We start from the raw sequence: 15974 nt of genomic DNA, 5'->3' as shown, positions 1-15974 counted from the left end.
CTCCCCGGCAGTCTTTCGCCTCCTTTCTTCTGCAAGAAAGGAGGGCCTGGGGTCTTAGGGGCAGGCATAGCCCCTAAATACCAGGTTATATGAGAGCCCTGCAATACAATAATAAAATATAAAAAAGCAAAAACCGGATTTTGACACAAATTGTGTCAAAGAAATCCCCTTGTTTTCACAAACAACTTCCCCCTTGTTCAGAGGGCAGTCACATTCCAGGAATATCCTTACAAGCATGATCAAACCCCAGAAACTTGAGAATTGCCCGTACCTGCCGGGCATTAGAGGAGGATTATCCATGGAAGAGAGGAAAAACTTCACGGGCCGGCAAAAATCCATTGTATTGGCTGCGGTGGCCCTGGCGCTTGCCGGCACAGTGGTGCTCACTGCGTTTTCCACCGGCAGCAACAAAACCGAGACCGTTTACAAGGAGACCACTGCGGAGCGGGGCACACTGACCGCCGGCATCAGCGAAACGGGCATCGCCTCCATCCAAGAGGTAAAGGTCAACTTTGACCAAACCGCCACCATTGAGGAGATTTATGTAGTCACCGGCCAAAAGGTGCAGAAAGGGGACCCCATCGCCAAAATCTCGGTGAGCAGCCTCCAGGAGGAGATGAACCAGAAGGAGATCGAACTGGTCACCGCCCAATTGGATCTGCAAAAGGCCCAAAACAACCTGACTACCGAAACCTTGCAGGCCCAGCTGGACCGGGAGACCAACCTAGGATACGCCACCAGCGCCCAGGAGGAATACGACCTAGAGGTGGCCCAGCTGGAGCTGGATTTGGAAACCGCCAGCCAGAACCTCTTAGACGCCAAGCAGAAGAGGAGCTATTACCAGAAAATTCTGGACGGCAAAGAGATCAACGAGGACAAATACAACAACTACAAAGAACTGACCGACGATAAATTGGAGGATATGATCGACGACCTGGACACCCAGATCGACACCCTGACCCTGAAATACCACCAGGCGGAAATCAATGCAGAGCAGGGCAAAAAGAAAGCGGAGCTGACCATGCGCCAAAACTTGATCAAGAGCGACACCGCCGACGCCCTGTATGAGAACACCATCGCCGAGTTGGAGGCCAAGGTGCAGACCGCCCAGCTCAAGGTGGAGGAGCTCCAGAGCGACATCGACGAAGCGGCCTCTTACCTGGCCGATGGCATTATCACCGCCACCAGTGACGGCACCGTCATGTCGGTGAATTATGCTGTGGGGGACAAGATCAAAAACACCGACTCCCTCACCAGTTCCCCCCTTGCGGTCATCGGCAACACCGATGTGGTCTACGTCTCGGTCTCGGTGGATCAGGAGGACATCGGCAGCCTGGAAATCGGCGACCCTGCCCAGGTGGTCCTCAGCGCCTTTGAAGACACGTACTACGACGCCGTTATCTACTCCATTTCCACTTCGCCCGCTATGGGCGGCACCTCCACCGTCAGCTATGCTGTCACCGTCCAATTGCAGGGGGACACCAGCGGCATCTTCAACGGGATGAGTGCCACCGTCACCTTTGTATCCAAGCAGGTGGAGGATGTCATCTACGTCTCCAACCGGGCGGTCACGGTGGAGGACGGCAAATCCTACGTCAAGATCAAGGATGAAAACGGCGAGGCGGTGAAAACCGAGGTGACCACCGGATTCTCCGACGGCAGCAACGTGGAAATCCAGAGCGGGGTCAACGAAGGGGATATTGTGCTCATCGAAAGCAAGGTGAGCAGCAAATGATCCTGAAAGAGATTTTTAACCTGGTTTGGATCAACATCCTGGAAAACAAGCGGAAGGTCATGCTCACCTCCCTGGGCATCATCGTGGGAGCGGCCACCATTGTCCTGGTCATCGCCATCGGCCAAGGAAGCCAAAAGGATGTGGAAGATCAGTTCAAAAACCTCTCCGCTGGCGCTGTGGAGATCAGCTACTCCTCCTCGTCCACCGGCGGCCGCGGCGGCTTTGGCGGCGGCATGATGATGGGCGGAGGAGGCAACCGCGGAGGAGGAGGCTTCGGCGGGGGAGGCGGCATGCCTGGTGGAGGCGGCTTCGGCATGCAGACCAACATCCGCTCAGTGGAACTAGACGAAGAGGACTTGGAGGATATCCTCCTCTTTGTGCCCGGCATCGTCTCCGGCACCATCAGCGCCACCGGCAGCGCGACGGTGATGGGCGGCGACCTGGAGGAATCCACCACCGCCACCATGGCCGCCGTCAAACCAGAATTTGCCGATGTGAGCAACCTTTCCCTGGCCATCGGGGACTTTATCACCGAGGAAGACGATGAAAACGTCTCTAAGGTGGCAGTCATCGGCTACGACCTGGCGGTGGAGATTTTCGGCTCCCCTATGGAGGCTTTTGACAACACCATCGTCATCGACGACCGCAACTACACTGTGGCCGGCGTCCTCCAGGAGATGGGCTCCATGGCCTCCGGCGTCAGCCCAGACAGCGCGGTATTCATCCCTTACTCCACCGGCCTTAAATACGTGCTGGGGCGGGGTGTCCGCCCCACCATCACCGTGGTTGCGGAGGATGTAAATGACGTGGAGGAAATTGTGGCCAACGTGGGCACTGTCCTCAACCAGAGCTACCCCGGAGCCAGTTTCACCATCAGCGACGCAGGCAGCAAGATGGAGGCGGCCACCGCCTCCACCAAGACGATGACCCTGCTGCTGGTGTCCATGGCCAGCATCGTTTTTGTGGTGGGGGGCATCGGCATTATGAACGTGCTGTTTGTCACTGTCAAGGAGCGCACCCGGGAAATCGGCATCCTAAAGGCCCTGGGCTGTTCCCGCAAGGACATCCTGCTGGAGTTTTTGGCCGAGGCCAACATGATCAGCGTCTTCGGCGGGGTAATCGGCGTCATCGTCAGCTTGCTGTTGATGCCGGTGCTGGAAAAGTTCGGTATCCGGGTGGAAAGCAGCGTCCTGGGCATCCTGCTGGCCTTGGTGTTTGCCATGGTCACTGGGACAGTCTTCGGTTTCTACCCGGCAAAACAAGCGGCCTCCCTCATCCCCATTGAGGCCCTCAGCGAAGAATAAAAGGAGGCAGTGCAAGATGAAACAGCGTTTTTGGGCCTTGGCCCTGGCTTTCTGCCTCCTCCTCTGCGGGTGCGGGGACACCAGCGCACCTTCCTCCTCGTCCTCCAGTGATACGGCGGCCAGCCGCACTGTCACCGGGAAGGTAAAGTCGGTGTCTGGCAACGAGCTGGAATTGGCCATCGGCACCTTGGGAAGCGGGCAGGGAAGCCCTTCCGGCGAAGAAGAGGAAGGGGACGATGGAGTACCTTCCCGAGGCGGAGATCATTCCTCCCGGCAGGGGGATACCCCGGGCGGCCGGCCCTCCGGCGGGGAGATGGAGATAGGCGGCGGGATGGGTGGGGAAATGCCCAGCGGCTTCCCCGGCGCCATGGGCGGCATGGCGGGTTCCGGCGGGGCTGTCTCCCCAGCCATCCAGCTGACTGGGGAGGTGGAAACCATCTCCATCCCAGTGGGCACTCCGGTGACTATGGCGGGCAGCACCACCACCCTGGATTTCTCCCAGATCGTCTACAAAAACGTGGTCACCATCACTTATGAGACCGGCAGCGATGGGACGGAATACATCGCATCGGTCACCATCCTATCCTAGGAGGCGCCCATGAAAGAGATCATCCACCTGGACAACATCGTTAAAAGTTACCGCATGGGGGAAAACGCCCTCACCGTCCTTAAGGGGATTTCCCTGACGGTGGAGGAGGGGGAATTCCTGGCCATCTTAGGGCCCTCTGGCTCGGGCAAATCCATCCTGATGAACATTGTGGGCTGTATGGACCACTTTGACAGCGGAACCTATCTCCTGGACGGCACCTCGGTGGGGGACTGCTCCGACGATGAATTGACCCACATCCGCAACCAAAAGATTGGATTTATCTTCCAGAAATACCAGCTGATCCCCCAGTACACAGTGCTGCAAAACGTGATGATGCCCCTCCTGGTGCGGGGGATGAGCAGCAGGCAGGCGGAAGAAGTCTGCCTGCCCACCATCGAGATGCTGGGCCTGACCGAGAGGCTCTCCCACAAACCCCGGGAGCTCTCCGGCGGGCAGCAGCAGCGGGTTGCCATCGCCCGGGCGCTGGTGGGCAAACCTAGCCTCCTCTTGGCCGACGAACCCACCGGCGCCCTGGATTCCTCCACCGGGCGGGAGGTGTTGGCACTGTTCCAGCGGCTCAACGACATGGGCAACACCATCCTGATGATCACCCACGACCTAAACGTGGCCAAACAGGCCCGGCAGGTGGTGCGGATTGTGGACGGCGAGCTCTTCTACGATTGATCCTGCCATACGAAAAAGGGAATGCCCCGTGGGGCATTCCCTTTTTCGTATCCATTTTTGTGTGGCGCTATCCATGGGGATCTCCCTGAATTAAACCAAAAAGGGGAGGGCTTCTTTGGCCCGTTCAAAGTCCTTTTGGTGGACAAACACTTCAAAGTGGGCGTTCACCGTCCGGCCCCTAGCTATCATAGCCGGCCGGCCGCCCCCACCGCTGTAGTAGACAGTTTTAAAAGGGATACCCGCCTCTTTTAACCGGGCTTCCACCCCGGCCACCCGTTCAAAGGGGTAGCCGGTGAACACGCTTCTGCGATTAAAAAAACAGATCATCCACCTGCCTCCTCTCCCAAAACGGGGGTTAGTGGTTCAAAATGCTCTCCAGCCGGCCTAGCAGGATGGCGGACTTGGGGATTTTCGCCCCTTGGTAAGCCCTATAAGCGCCTTGGGCCATGGGGGAGCCCATCTCGCCGATGGACGCTTCCACCGTCAAAAACTCCAAGAACTCCTCATCCCACTGGAGGGTTTGGAAGTCTTTGGATGCGAAAAATGCCTCCACATCCTGGGCTGCGGCCTCTTCCTTTTGGCCGCACAGGGCCCGGAAAGCGAATTTTATACGGCGCATAGCCTCCTGCCGGGCCTGGTCCTTCCGCTTGGCGGTTTCGTCTAGGCGGCGCTTCAAAGCTTCATACAAAGGTTTGACCTTCTGCTTGGTGCTGGAACGCTCAAACCCTGAAAGCTCGAACTTCCGGTAAAACACCGGCCACACCTCCGCCGGCAGGCCGGGGTGGGTGTCCACAAAATAGGTGAGCAGCCGGTAGACACTGGGATGGCGGCGGGAACCGGTGTAGGCGCTGTTGGCCCCTTGGAGGGCTTTTTCCCAGCCGATGGGGGAGAACCCTTCCTGCCGGGCCTGGCGCAGCAGCCGGTGGTAGATCAAAAAGCATTCCACCCGGGGGACATATTCCCGTCTGCGCACCCCAAATAGGCCGGCGGGATCCCGACGGGTCGTCAGTTCATAAAGGCGCTGCAGTTCCCGCGGGGGCATACCGGTCTGGGCGTACTCCCCAAAGCCGTAGGCGATGTACAATTCCCGGTACAGATCGGTGGTCGGCGGCTGGGGGGAACGCTCCCGCTCCTCCAAAAAGTCCTCCAGGAAAGAGAGGAACAACGGGTCCATCTGGGCGTCCAAAAATTCCTTGGTGAGGAAGTATTCCTCCCACCACGTCTTGGTCCTTTCCTTGGATTCGGCGCCATACCAGGTGAGGAAAGCCCGGGCCGGGCCGGTTTCCCGATACCGCTGGGCCTCCTGCTGGCGCAGTTCATCCGCCCGGGCGAACACCGCCTCAAATTCCAAATCCCCTTCCTTTTTCTTAGCAGGGGAAAGAACAGCCTGCCGCGCCTGCCTGCCAAAGGGAGGCAGAGGGGGCAACGGCCTCTTGGTGGGCGGGGTATACTCCTCTTTATACACTGGCACCTGGAACTTGTTGTGCAGCCCTCGGGGCTTTTCCCCGGTGGATGCCGGCATTCGCTTGGCCCGGTCCATCGCCCACTGGTAGGCGGCATACAGCTCCTGAAACTCCTGGGGGTGTTCCTCTGGGTGGCATTCCCGGGAGCGCTGGGCATAGGCCCGGCGGATCTTCTGCTGGTCCCGGGTGGGGTCAATTCCTAAAACGGCCCATTGGTCCATCCGTCATCCTCCTCATCGTCCTCGGGGTCAAAATCAAAGGGAAGGCCCCCGTCTAAAAACTGCTGTTCCACCGCATCGAAAAAACGGGTGGATTCCTCCCGTGCCCGGCGGATCCGGGTAGGGGATTGGCTGTCCATCGCCTCCCGCAGGTAAGCTAGGCACCGGCCGGTCTGCTCCCGCACCGGGCCTAAAGACTCGGTGTAAATCCGCTCCCCCCGGGCCAGAACCAACCGGTTTTCCTCCTGGTCGGCGGGGTGGATCTTCAGCCGCTGCAGCTCCTTCAGCCGGGCGTCGATCTCCTCTTGGGAAAGATGGAGACGCTGGCCTACAATCACCTGCCGCTTTTTCTCCTTGGTGGACGGGCTTTGAACCTCCACCTCCAAAATGCCGTTGATATCATATGTAAACCGCACCAATACCTGTTCTTCCCCCTTGGGCTTAGGGGGGACTTCCACTTCCAGTTCCCCCAACTTCAGGTTTTCCCGGGCAAAGTAGGCTTCCCCTTGGTACACCGAGATGGTAATCCGTTTTTGGTTGTCGGAAAGGGTGTAGAAGGGGTGCTCCACGCTGACTGGCAGCACGCTGTTGCGCTCGATCATGGGCGCGATGTGGGAAAGCTTCTCCTTCTCATGGGAATAGACCTCCACCCCAAGGGTAAAGGGGCAGACATCGGTCATCATAATGTCCTTGAGTTCCTCTCCCCGGGCCTTGATACCGGCATAGACCCCCACCCCTTGGGCGACCACCGTATCCGGCGAGCCCAGCCGGGCGATCTCCCGGCCCAGCAGGTGGGCGATATAACTCTGCACCACCGGCATATGGCAGGAGCCCCCCACCAGGAGGACCTTGTCGATCTCCCCGACGGTGTGCCCCCCATCGGTGAGGGCGCGGGCGATGACCCGCTCCATCCTCTGGAAAAACGGGGCGGAAATCTCCAGCAGCAGCTTGTTGTTTAAAAGCAGGGGATTGGGGAATTTAGGGGAGTCCTGCATCATAGCCGCCTGGCCCCGGTGGGTGAGGATCTCCTTGCAGAGCTGGGCCTGTTTGAGGAGGATCGCCTGCTCGGTGGGGGAGAGCTGCGCCAACTCCTGGCCGTTGATCTTGCAGAAGTGCCGGGCGATGGCCTCGTCAAAATCATTGCCCCCCAGCCGGTTGTCCCCGGCCACGGCGGCGATCTCAATCACCGTGTCAAAACAGTCCACCACCGAGACATCCAGGGTGCCGCCGCCAAAGTCAAACACCAAAAAACTCTGGTCCTTGCCAGTGTCCTGAAACCGGCAGGCGAGAGCCGCCGCCGAGGGCTCGTTGACCAGCCGCTCGGTGTGCAGGCCTGCCAATTGGGCCGCCAATTTGGTGGCGCTGCGCTGGTTGTCGTTAAAATAGGCGGGTACGCTGATCACCGCCTCGGTGACCGGCTCCCCCAGGTAGGCTTCCGCATCCTCTTTCAGGCGGCGCAGCACAAAGGAGGAGAGCTCCTCCGGGGAAAAGGCCTGTTCCCCCAGCTGGAGCTTTGCCGTGGTACCCATCAGCCTCTTAAAGGCGGTGACGCTGCATTCCGGGTGGGAGATCAGCCGCTCCTTGGCCACCTTGCCCACTAAAATAGTCCCGTCCTCATCCAAACTGACCGCACTGGGGGTCAATAGATCCCCAAAGGCGTTGGGGATAAGCACGCTTTTTCCATCCTTCCACACGGCGGCTAAGCTGTTGGTGGTGCCCAGGTCAATGCCGATCATTGCCATATTCATTCATCTCCGTTTCTCATCGGGCCAATGGCGCCCAAATTCGAGGGTTCTCTGGGGAAGGGGTGCCCCGCCTTCCCCCTGGGGCTTTGGCGGTGCGCGCAGCCAACTGGTCTTGATCGCCCCGGTTCCCTGCGGCTACTGTTATACGGGTTTGGAGGTGTCCAATTGGACCCACTTCACAGCTTCCACGGCAGGGCAGCTCAGGCCCTGGCAAAGCTGGTCTATTCCAATTATCGCATCGCGATTATTATAACACAATCCCATCCAGTTGGAAATGGAAGAACCCAGCAAAAGGGGCATAATGGGAATAAAGCCTAACAAGGCGCAGCCACTTTTGGTGGCTGCGCCTTGTCCTGTTCCTATTGTTTTTAAATCTACCGCAGGCCCTCGGCCACCGCCACCGCACAAGCGACAGTCGCGCCGACCATGGGGTTATTGCCCATGCCGATCAGGCCCATCATTTCCACGTGGGCGGGGACGGAGGAGGAGCCGGCAAACTGGGCATCGCTGTGCATCCGGCCCATGGAGTCGGTCAAGCCATAGGAGGCAGGGCCGGCGGCCACGTTGTCCGGGTGGAGGGTGCGGCCGGTGCCGCCGCCCGAAGCCACCGAGAAGTATTTGACCCCGTTCTCCTGGGCCCATTTCTTATAAGTACCTGCCACCAGGTGCTGGAACCGGGTGGGGTTGGTGGAGTTGCCGGTGATGGAGACATCCACCTGCTCCATCTTCATAATGGCCACCCCTTCCAACACGTCGTTGGCGCCGTAACAACGGACCGCCGCCCGGTCCCCGTCGGAGAATGCTTTCTCCCGGACTACCTTCAGCTCGCCGGTTGCAAAGTCGTAATCGGTCTCTACATAGGTGAAGCCGTTGATCCGGCTGATGATGTAGGCTGCGTCCTTGCCCAGGCCGTTGAGGATGACATGGAGGGGCTCCTTGCGGGCCTTGTTGGCGGTGCGGGCGATGCCGATGGCCCCCTCCGCCGCGGCGAAGGACTCGTGCCCTGCCAGGAAGCAGAAGCATTTGGTCTCATCCCGCAGGAGCATGGCCCCCAGGTTGCCGTGGCCCAGGCCCACCTGGCGCTGTTCTGCCACCGAGCCGGGGATGCAGAATGCCTGCAATCCAATGCCGATGGCCTCGGCGGCTTTGTCCGCGGCGGCGGCGCCCTTCTTTATAGCGATGGCCGCCCCCAGGGTGTAGGCCCACACCGCGTTCTCAAAGGCGATGGGCTGTACCCCTTTGACGATGGATTCCACATCCACCCCTTTTTGGAGGCAGATTTCCCGTGCCTCCTCCAGGGAGGAGATGCCGTATTCCTTCAAACAAGCCTCAATGCGGGGCATTCTTCTTTCTTGGCCTTCAAACTGTGCCATAGTGCTTCCTCCTCTCCTTTATTCCTCACGGGGGTCGATGTATTTGGGGGCGTTCTCATACCGGCCGTAGGTGCCCAGATTCTTTTCAAATGCGGTTTGGGCATCCACTCCCCGGCGGATGTCCTCCAGCATCTTGCCCACTTTTACAAATTTATAGCCGATGGCCTCATTGTTCTCATCCAGCGCCACCGAGAGGATATACCCTTCGGCCAGTTCCAGATACCGAACCCCTTTGTAGCCGGTGGAGAACACGGTGCCCACCTGGCTGCGCAGGCCCTTGCCCAGGTCCTCCAAAGAGGCGCCGATGGGCAGTCCCCCTTCCGAGAAGGCAGTCTGGCTGCGGCCGTAAACCAGTTGTTTAAAAATTTCCCGCATGGCCACATTGATGGCGTCGCACACCAGGTCGGTGTTCAGCGCCTCCAAAAGGGTCTTGCCGGGGAGGATCTCCCCTGCCATGGCGGCGGAATGGGTCATGCCGGAACAGCCCAGGGTTTCCACCAATGCCTCCTCAATGATGCCGTCCTTGACGTTGAGGGTCAGCTTGCAGGCGCCCTGCTGGGGTGCACACCAGCCGATGCCGTGGGATAAGCCGGAGATATCGCTGATTTGATAGGCTTTTACCCAGCGGCCCTCCTCCGGGATGGGAGCCGGACCGTGGTTGGCCCCTTTGGCGATGGGGCACATCCGTTCAACTTCATGGGAATAATTCATAGGAAAGCTCCTTTCAGGCAGCGCGCTGCCCAAATAATCTGTGTCACCGCCGTGTTAAGCAAGGGACCCCCTGCTACAGGCTTATGGTTCTGCTCCTTTTATTATACTGTGGTTTGTCCGGTAAGGCAATGAAAATCCGCCCAAAGATTTCCTGGCAAGCTGTCCTTTTGTCAGGGAAACCGCACAGCCGCCAGGCGCAAAAATCCCCTGCCCAGGGGGGCAGGGGATTGGCGATTTTTCAGTTATGCTGTGATCTCCGCACCAGTGAAGGTCAGCCGTCCGCCAGGGTTGGCCCAGACGCCTTTGACGTTTGTCTGCACCAGTTTGACCGGCTCCTGGACAAACAGGGGAATCAGGTAACACTGCTCCTCCAGCATGTAGGTCTCAATGTCGTGGAGCTTGTTCAGGTACTCGGTGTGGTCCACGGTGTGGTATGCGTCGTCGATCATCTCATCCAGTTTGGGGTCGTCCACTGCGGCCACCACCTGCTCAGTGCTCTTCCAGATCTTGAAGAAGGCCAGAGGGTCGCTGGAGTTGGAGAGGCCGTACCGGGACAGTTCAAAATCGCCGTAATCCACATAATCGTAGAAGACGCCCATCTCAACCGCCTGGAGTTTCAGGTCCACGCCCACTTCAGCCCACTGCTGCTGCAGCATCTGGGCGACATCGCCGTGGAGCTGGCTGCTGGAGTACAGGTAGGTCAGCTGGAGGGGGTTGCTTTCATCGTAACCCGCCTCTTTCAGAAGGTTTTTGGCCTCCTCAGGGTTGTATGCCAAATAGTCGTTCTTCTCCTCACGGAAGTCGCCGTCAAGACCGGGGAAACCATAGGGAACATAGCCGTTCAGGGGGGTGATGAAGTCGCCGCCATTGAGGACGGTGACCATGGTATCTTTGTTGGTGGCCAGGGCCAGAGCCTTGCGAACACGGGCGTCCTTGAGGGCCTCAGGACCTTTTTCACCGCTGTTGATGGCCACAAAGTAAGGGCAGGTGTAGTATTCCAGCTTCAGGAAATTATCCTGGAAGGCGCTGTTGGTGGCGGTGTCCGACGGGACGTTGAGGGCCACGTCGATCTGACCGGATTTAAAGGCCGCCAGCTGGGCGTTCTCATCGGTCATCACCAGGAACTGGAGTTTTTCCAGCTTGACCTCATCGGCTTTATAATAGTTGGGGTTTTTCACAAAGGTGGCCTGCTCGTTCTCGTTGACCGACTCCAGCTGGAAGGCCCCCACGGTGGGGTAACCGGGCTGGAGGGACCAGGTGCTCTCATGCTCCTTGGCAAAGTCAGCGCGAAGGGGCATAAACACACCGGACTCGGTGACAGACAGGAAGTAAGGGCAGGGGGTGGAAAGCTCGATGACCAGGGTCTTGTCATCGGGGGCGTAAACGCCTACATTGTCCATGTCCGCCACATCCAACATGGCGTCGTGGGCTTCGGCTGCACCTTTGACAAAGTTGGTCAGGTTGGACGCGTTAAAGGTGTTGTCCGGCCCGTAGCCGATGGCCCTCTTAATGGCGTAGACAAAGTCATTGGCAGTCAAGGGCTGGCCATCGCTCCACTGCACCCCGTCGATGAGGGTGAAAGTGTAGGTCAGGCCGTCGTCGCTGACGGTGTACTCCTTGCACAGGTCGTTGACCAGCTCACCCTTTTCATTTTTATAGAAGAGGGTGGCATTGGTGGCGAAGATGGGGTGGTTCAGATGGGTGGTGGAGTTGAGGGCAGGGTCCAGGGTGAAGATCTGGGAGGAAATAGCCACCGTCAATTCCTGAGCAGGGGCCTCTCCAGAGCTGCTGGAACTGCCGCCTCCATCCCCGGAGGAACAGCCGCTGAGAACCGGCGTAAGGGCCAAGGCACCTGCCAACAGCAGGGCAATCAATCTCTTTTTCATAATACACCTCCAAAGAATATGCAGAAACCTCAAATAATAATACAATAATAAGCTTGATTCATCGGATTGTCAAGGGGTTTTGTGAATAAATATTAGTATATTTCTGCATTATTTGCATATCCACCCCATTTTTCTTTCAGGTAGGAATCGACATGTAAAAAAATTCCCTGCCCGCTGGCAGGGAATTTTTCTATCCTTATTTGTAGAGGAAGCAGGCAACCTGGCGGCCGTCCACATCCCGCAGCTGGGGCGTCTCTTTGGCGCAGCGTTCGCAGGCATGAGGGCAGCGGGTGCGGAAGGCGCAACCGCTGGGCAGGTTGAGGGGGCTGGGCAGTTCGCCGGAGATCTCCACCGGCTTCTTGGCCCGCTCCACCTTGGGATCGGGGATGGGGATGGATTGAAGCAATGCCTGGGTATAGGGGTGTTTGGGGTTGTGGTACAGCTCGTCGCTGTCCCCCAGTTCCACCAGGCTGCCCAGGTACATAACCCCGATGCGGTGGGAAATGTGTTTCACCGCCCCCAGGTCGTGGGCGATAAACAGGTAGGAGATCCCGGTATCCTCCTGGATTTTTTGCAGCAGGTTGATGATCTGGGCCTGGATGGAGACGTCCAAAGCCGAGATGGGCTCGTCGCAGATGATGAATTTCGGATTCAAGGCCAAGGCGCGGGAGATGCAGATCCGCTGGCGTTGGCCGCCGGAGAATTCATGGGGGTACCGCCGGATGTGGTCCGGCTTGAGGCCCACCGTTTCGAGCAACTGGCAGACCTTTTCATCCCTCTCCTTGGTGGAGCCGTAAAGGCCGTGGATCTCCATGGGTTCCCGAATGATCTCCCCCACCGTCATGCGGGAGTTCAGGGAGGCGTAGGGGTCCTGGAAGATCATCTGCACATCCCGGCGGAAGTCCTTCAACTCCTTGCCCTTCAATGAGGTGATGTCCTTGCCTTCAAAGTAGATCTTGCCGCCGGTGGGCTGGTTGATCTTAACGATGGTCCGGCCCAGGGTGGATTTGCCGCAGCCGGATTCCCCCACCAGGCCCAAAGTCTCGTGGTGGCCGATGGAGAAGGAGACGTCGTTGACCGCCTTGACCACCGGGTGTTTGCCGAAGCGGCCGCCGGTGGCAAAATAGGTTTTTAGATGTTCCACCTGCAAAATGGGCTCGCTCATTTCAAAACCTCCTTCTTAGCCTCCAGCCAGCAGCTGCAGCTGTGGGTGGGCGACAGGGTGGATACCGGCGGGGGCATCCGCTTGCAGATCTTCATGGCCTTTTCACACCGGTCCACAAAGGGACAGCCCGCCGGGGGCTGCAACAGGTCGGGCGGGGACCCGGGGATGGGGTGGAGTTCCTGGTCTTTTTCCGGGTTGTTGACGCAGCCCAAAAGGCCGATGGTGTAAGGATGCCTGGGATCGTAGAAAATTTCGTCGATGGTGCCGCTCTCCATGATCTTGCCGCCGTAGAGGATGATAACCCGGTGGCAGATGTTGGCCACCACCCCCAGGTCGTGGGTAATGAGGATGACGCTGGAATCCATCTGCTCCTGCAGGGATTTGATCAGCTGCAAAATCTTGGCCTGGATGGTCACATCCAGGGCGGTGGTGGGTTCATCGGCGATGATCAGTTTGGGGTTGCAGGCCAAGGCGATGGCGATGATGATCCGCTGGCGCATGCCGCCGGAAAACTCATGGGGATACTGCTTCAGCCGGGCCTCCGGCGAGGGGATGCCGACCTTGGTGAGCAGCTCAATGGCCTTTTGCCGCGCCTCTTGGCGGGAAAGGTGCTGGTGGTTCAGCAGCGGCTCTACCAGTTGGGTCTCAATATTCAAAACCGGGTTCAAAAAGGACATGGGGTCCTGGAAGATCATCGAGATCTCGTTGCCCCGGATCTTTCGCATATGGGCTTCGTATTCCTTCATGCCGCCGGCGAAGTGCTGGGGGGCGATCTCGGTCCCGTTGAACCGGATGCTGCCCTCGGTCACCCTACCGTTGGAGGCCAAAAGGCCCATGACCGAGTACATGGCTTGGCTCTTGCCGCTGCCCGATTCGCCGACGATACCCAATATTTCGCCTTTTTCCAGCGAGAAACTCACGTCCCGCACCGCCTGTACCTGGCCCTGTTCGGTGGTGAACTGGGTCGTCAGATGGTTGACTTCCAACAAACTCATAGCGCGCCTCCTACTTTTTCTTGGGGTCCAGCGCCTCGCCGACACCGTCGCCGATGAAGTTCAGCGAGAGCATGGTCAGGCAGATGGCCCCCACCGGCCAGATGATCTGGATGGGGTTGCTTTCGATGAGGCCCCGGGCCTCATTGGCCAAAGTGCCCCAGCTGGAGGCAGGGGCGCTGATGCCGATGCCCACAAAACTGAGGAACGCCTCGGTGAAGATGGCCGAGGGCACCATCAGGGTGACGTTGACGATGATGGCCCCAATGCAGTTTAAAATCAGGTGCTTAAACAGGATACGGCTGGTGCTGGCCCCCAGCACATAGGCGGCCAAGGCAAACTCCTGTTCTTTTAAAGAGAGAACCTGGCTGCGCACCAAACGGGCCATGCCCACCCAGGAGGAAACACAGATGCCCATGAGGATGCTCCACACATTGGAGCCGAAGATGAGCATGATGAAGATGACGTACAGAAGGGAAGGGATGGCGTAGATGATGTCCACGATGCGCATCATGACCATGTCCACCTTGCCTCCCACATACCCGGAGATGCCTCCGTACACCACCCCGATAAACAGGCAGATGATGGCCGCGGAGAAGCCCACCGCCAACGAGATGCGGGCGCCGTACATGACCCGGACAAAGATATCCCGGCCAAATTTATCGGTGCCGAACCAGTGTTGGGCGCTGGGCAGCTGATTGAGGGCGGTCATATCCATCTGATCGTAGCTGTATTTGGAGAACATGGGGACAAAAATTGCCATTAAAATCATCAGCACCAGGAACACCAGGCCCACCAGCGCCAGTTTATTCTTCTTGAAGCGGTTCCAGGAATCCTGGAGGAAGGTCTTGCTCTCCATGGCGATAAATTCACTGTTCTGCTCGCTGCTGTCCAGCGGTTCAAACAGGTCTTCGGTCCACTCCATATCCTTGAGTTCCAGGTTGTTCATGCGGCTTTCCTCTTTTCCAGTTTGATGCGGGGGTCAATCATGGCGGTCAGCAGGTCGCTCACCAGGTTGGTGAAGATGACAAAGGCGCCGAAGAAGATGGTCAGCGCCATAATCAGCGGGTAATCCCGGTTGGTGACGCTGGTGACAAACTCGCCGCCCAGGCCGGGGATGGAGAAGATGCTTTCAATGACAAAGCTGCCGGTCATCAGATAAGCCACCAGGGGTCCGGCGTAGGTCACCACCGGGATGAGGCAGTTTTTCAGGGCGTGTTTTACAATCAGCTTGATGGGGGAGGTCCCCTTGCTCTTGGCTAAAACCATGTAATCCTGCTTCATGGCCTCGGTCATGCTGCTGCGCACCAGACGGGCCACCATGGAGATGGGGTAGAGGGAGAGGGAAAAGGCCGGCAGGATGTAGTGGAGCGGCGTCTTTAGGCCGATGAAAGGCAGCCATTGAAGAATGACCCCAAACACCGTCATCAGCATCAGCGCATACAGGAAGCTGGGCACGCTGACCCCCACTGTGGCGAAGATCATCACCGAGTTTTGCACCCATTGTCGCTTGGACAACGCGGCGATGATGCCCAGCACAATGCCGGTGACCATGGAGAAGACAAAGGCCACCCCGCCCAGTTTGGCGGTGATCGGCAGTGCCTTGGCGATGATGGAGTTGACGCTGATCCCCTTGCGGGTCATCGACTCGCCAAAGTCGTTGTGCAGCACGTTTTTGATGTAGATGACATATTGTTCGGGGATAGATTTGTCCAAGTCATACTTCTCATACAATTTTTCCACCGCGGCGGCGGACATTTGGGAGACCTCGGCGCCGAAGGGGGAGCCGGGGATCGCCTTCATTAAAAAGAAGGTGGCCGTGGCCAGAACAAAGAGGGTCACAAGGCCCATCCCCAGCCGCTTAGCTGCATATTTTAACATGGAAAACACTCCTTTGGCAGTGATCGAACTATTCTTAAATGATACTGCCGGGGCCTGTCAATGTCAAGCCAAAAATGAATAAAAATAACATTTATACGCTATTTATTCAGATATTTTTGCATAATTGCCAAACATTCCAGCGGATTGGAAAGGTTTTTGTTTCAGTTTTTACTTGCGGGGAAACGGGGGGTAGGCTATAATACAACTATGTATTTTTATTCTGTTGTT

Annotated in this window: 14 protein-coding genes; 4 read left to right on the top strand and 10 right to left on the bottom strand. The window is 57.9% G+C overall.

What is annotated here, in order from left to right; all coding sequences use genetic code 11:
• Positions 1–298 precede the first annotated feature (298 nt).
• The 4 genes from RDQ42_RS08745 to RDQ42_RS08730 are packed head-to-tail and all read left to right on the top strand — an operon-like array spanning position 299 to position 4312.
• Positions 299–1735, top strand: a complete 1437-nt coding sequence (locus RDQ42_RS08745; protein WP_308588553.1) for an efflux RND transporter periplasmic adaptor subunit — start codon at positions 299–301, stop codon at positions 1733–1735.
• Positions 1732–3039 carry an ABC transporter permease gene (locus RDQ42_RS08740; protein WP_231357933.1) on the top strand — a complete coding sequence of 436 codons (1308 nt, stop codon included), beginning with the start codon at positions 1732–1734 and terminating at the stop codon, positions 3037–3039. Before RDQ42_RS08745 ends, RDQ42_RS08740 begins: the two co-directional genes overlap by 4 nt.
• Before the next feature lie 16 nt (positions 3040–3055).
• Positions 3056–3628 carry a hypothetical protein gene (locus RDQ42_RS08735; RefSeq protein ID WP_195254474.1) on the top strand — a complete coding sequence of 191 codons (573 nt, stop codon included), beginning with the start codon at positions 3056–3058 and terminating at the stop codon, positions 3626–3628.
• Between the two features lie 9 nt (positions 3629–3637).
• The gene (locus RDQ42_RS08730; protein ID WP_231357932.1) at positions 3638–4312 is read left to right on the top strand and encodes an ABC transporter ATP-binding protein; all 675 of its coding nucleotides are present in this window, start codon (positions 3638–3640) and stop codon (positions 4310–4312) included.
• 90 nt (positions 4313–4402) lie between these two features.
• On the opposite strand, the gene RDQ42_RS08725 is transcribed toward RDQ42_RS08730, so the two are convergent.
• The 10 genes from RDQ42_RS08725 to RDQ42_RS08680 all read right to left on the bottom strand — a co-directional run bounded on the left by RDQ42_RS08725 (position 4403) and on the right by RDQ42_RS08680 (position 15746).
• Entirely contained in the window at positions 4403–4639 is a 237-nt protein-coding gene (locus RDQ42_RS08725) for a hypothetical protein (RefSeq protein WP_054331891.1), read from the bottom strand.
• 28 nt (positions 4640–4667) lie between these two features.
• Positions 4668–5996, bottom strand: a complete 1329-nt coding sequence (locus RDQ42_RS08720) for a DnaJ domain-containing protein (protein ID WP_054331892.1) — start codon at positions 5994–5996, stop codon at positions 4668–4670.
• The gene (locus RDQ42_RS08715) at positions 5975–7735 is read right to left on the bottom strand and encodes a molecular chaperone HscC (protein ID WP_231357931.1); all 1761 of its coding nucleotides are present in this window, start codon (positions 7733–7735) and stop codon (positions 5975–5977) included. Before RDQ42_RS08715 ends, RDQ42_RS08720 begins: the two co-directional genes overlap by 22 nt.
• A 377-nt stretch (positions 7736–8112) precedes the next feature.
• The gene (locus tag RDQ42_RS08710; RefSeq protein WP_231357930.1) at positions 8113–9111 is read right to left on the bottom strand and encodes a GGGtGRT protein; all 999 of its coding nucleotides are present in this window, start codon (positions 9109–9111) and stop codon (positions 8113–8115) included.
• 18 nt (positions 9112–9129) lie between these two features.
• Entirely contained in the window at positions 9130–9822 is a 693-nt protein-coding gene (locus RDQ42_RS08705; protein WP_071427514.1) for an iron-sulfur cluster assembly scaffold protein, read from the bottom strand.
• Between the two features lie 242 nt (positions 9823–10064).
• A complete protein-coding gene (locus RDQ42_RS08700) occupies positions 10065–11708 on the bottom strand; it encodes a peptide ABC transporter substrate-binding protein (protein ID WP_054331895.1) in 1644 nt (547 codons plus the stop codon).
• A 196-nt stretch (positions 11709–11904) separates the two neighbouring features.
• Complete coding sequence (locus RDQ42_RS08695) at positions 11905–12873, bottom strand: ABC transporter ATP-binding protein (protein ID WP_054331896.1); 969 nt, start codon at positions 12871–12873, stop codon at positions 11905–11907.
• Positions 12870–13868 carry an ABC transporter ATP-binding protein gene (locus RDQ42_RS08690; RefSeq protein ID WP_054331897.1) on the bottom strand — a complete coding sequence of 333 codons (999 nt, stop codon included), beginning with the start codon at positions 13866–13868 and terminating at the stop codon, positions 12870–12872. Before RDQ42_RS08690 ends, RDQ42_RS08695 begins: the two co-directional genes overlap by 4 nt.
• A gap of 10 nt (positions 13869–13878) precedes the next feature.
• Positions 13879–14814, bottom strand: coding sequence for an ABC transporter permease (locus RDQ42_RS08685; RefSeq protein ID WP_083386429.1), 936 nt, complete (start codon positions 14812–14814; stop codon positions 13879–13881).
• Positions 14811–15746 (bottom strand): ABC transporter permease, encoded by a 936-nt coding sequence (locus RDQ42_RS08680; RefSeq protein WP_308588552.1) that lies wholly within the window; start codon positions 15744–15746, stop codon positions 14811–14813. Before RDQ42_RS08680 ends, RDQ42_RS08685 begins: the two co-directional genes overlap by 4 nt.
• Between the last annotated feature and the right edge of the window lie 228 nt (positions 15747–15974).

The organism is uncultured Merdimmobilis sp., from assembly GCF_902471145.1.
Lineage (GTDB): Bacteria > Bacillota > Clostridia > Oscillospirales > Ruminococcaceae > Merdimmobilis > Merdimmobilis hominis.
The sequence above is the reverse complement of the archived record's forward strand: the minus strand, read 5'-3'. Positions and strand labels throughout refer to the sequence as shown.

What these genes read in the sequence shown, in the direction of transcription:
- RDQ42_RS08745 (WP_308588553.1), top strand. Translation starts at nt 299, where the DNA reads ATGGAAGAGAGGAAAAACTTCACGGGCCGGCAAAAATCCATTGTATTG.
- RDQ42_RS08740 (WP_231357933.1), top strand. Translation starts at nt 1,732, where the DNA reads ATGATCCTGAAAGAGATTTTTAACCTGGTTTGGATCAACATCCTGGAA.
- RDQ42_RS08735 (WP_195254474.1), top strand. Translation starts at nt 3,056, where the DNA reads ATGAAACAGCGTTTTTGGGCCTTGGCCCTGGCTTTCTGCCTCCTCCTC.
- RDQ42_RS08730 (WP_231357932.1), top strand. Translation starts at nt 3,638, where the DNA reads ATGAAAGAGATCATCCACCTGGACAACATCGTTAAAAGTTACCGCATG.
- RDQ42_RS08725 (WP_054331891.1), bottom strand. Translation starts at nt 4,639, where the DNA reads ATGATCTGTTTTTTTAATCGCAGAAGCGTGTTCACCGGCTACCCCTTT.
- RDQ42_RS08720 (WP_054331892.1), bottom strand. Translation starts at nt 5,996, where the DNA reads ATGGACCAATGGGCCGTTTTAGGAATTGACCCCACCCGGGACCAGCAG.
- RDQ42_RS08715 (WP_231357931.1), bottom strand. Translation starts at nt 7,735, where the DNA reads ATGGCAATGATCGGCATTGACCTGGGCACCACCAACAGCTTAGCCGCC.
- RDQ42_RS08710 (WP_231357930.1), bottom strand. Translation starts at nt 9,111, where the DNA reads ATGGCACAGTTTGAAGGCCAAGAAAGAAGAATGCCCCGCATTGAGGCT.
- RDQ42_RS08705 (WP_071427514.1), bottom strand. Translation starts at nt 9,822, where the DNA reads ATGAATTATTCCCATGAAGTTGAACGGATGTGCCCCATCGCCAAAGGG.
- RDQ42_RS08700 (WP_054331895.1), bottom strand. Translation starts at nt 11,708, where the DNA reads ATGAAAAAGAGATTGATTGCCCTGCTGTTGGCAGGTGCCTTGGCCCTT.
- RDQ42_RS08695 (WP_054331896.1), bottom strand. Translation starts at nt 12,873, where the DNA reads ATGAGCGAGCCCATTTTGCAGGTGGAACATCTAAAAACCTATTTTGCC.
- RDQ42_RS08690 (WP_054331897.1), bottom strand. Translation starts at nt 13,868, where the DNA reads ATGAGTTTGTTGGAAGTCAACCATCTGACGACCCAGTTCACCACCGAA.
- RDQ42_RS08685 (WP_083386429.1), bottom strand. Translation starts at nt 14,814, where the DNA reads ATGAACAACCTGGAACTCAAGGATATGGAGTGGACCGAAGACCTGTTT.
- RDQ42_RS08680 (WP_308588552.1), bottom strand. Translation starts at nt 15,746, where the DNA reads ATGTTAAAATATGCAGCTAAGCGGCTGGGGATGGGCCTTGTGACCCTC.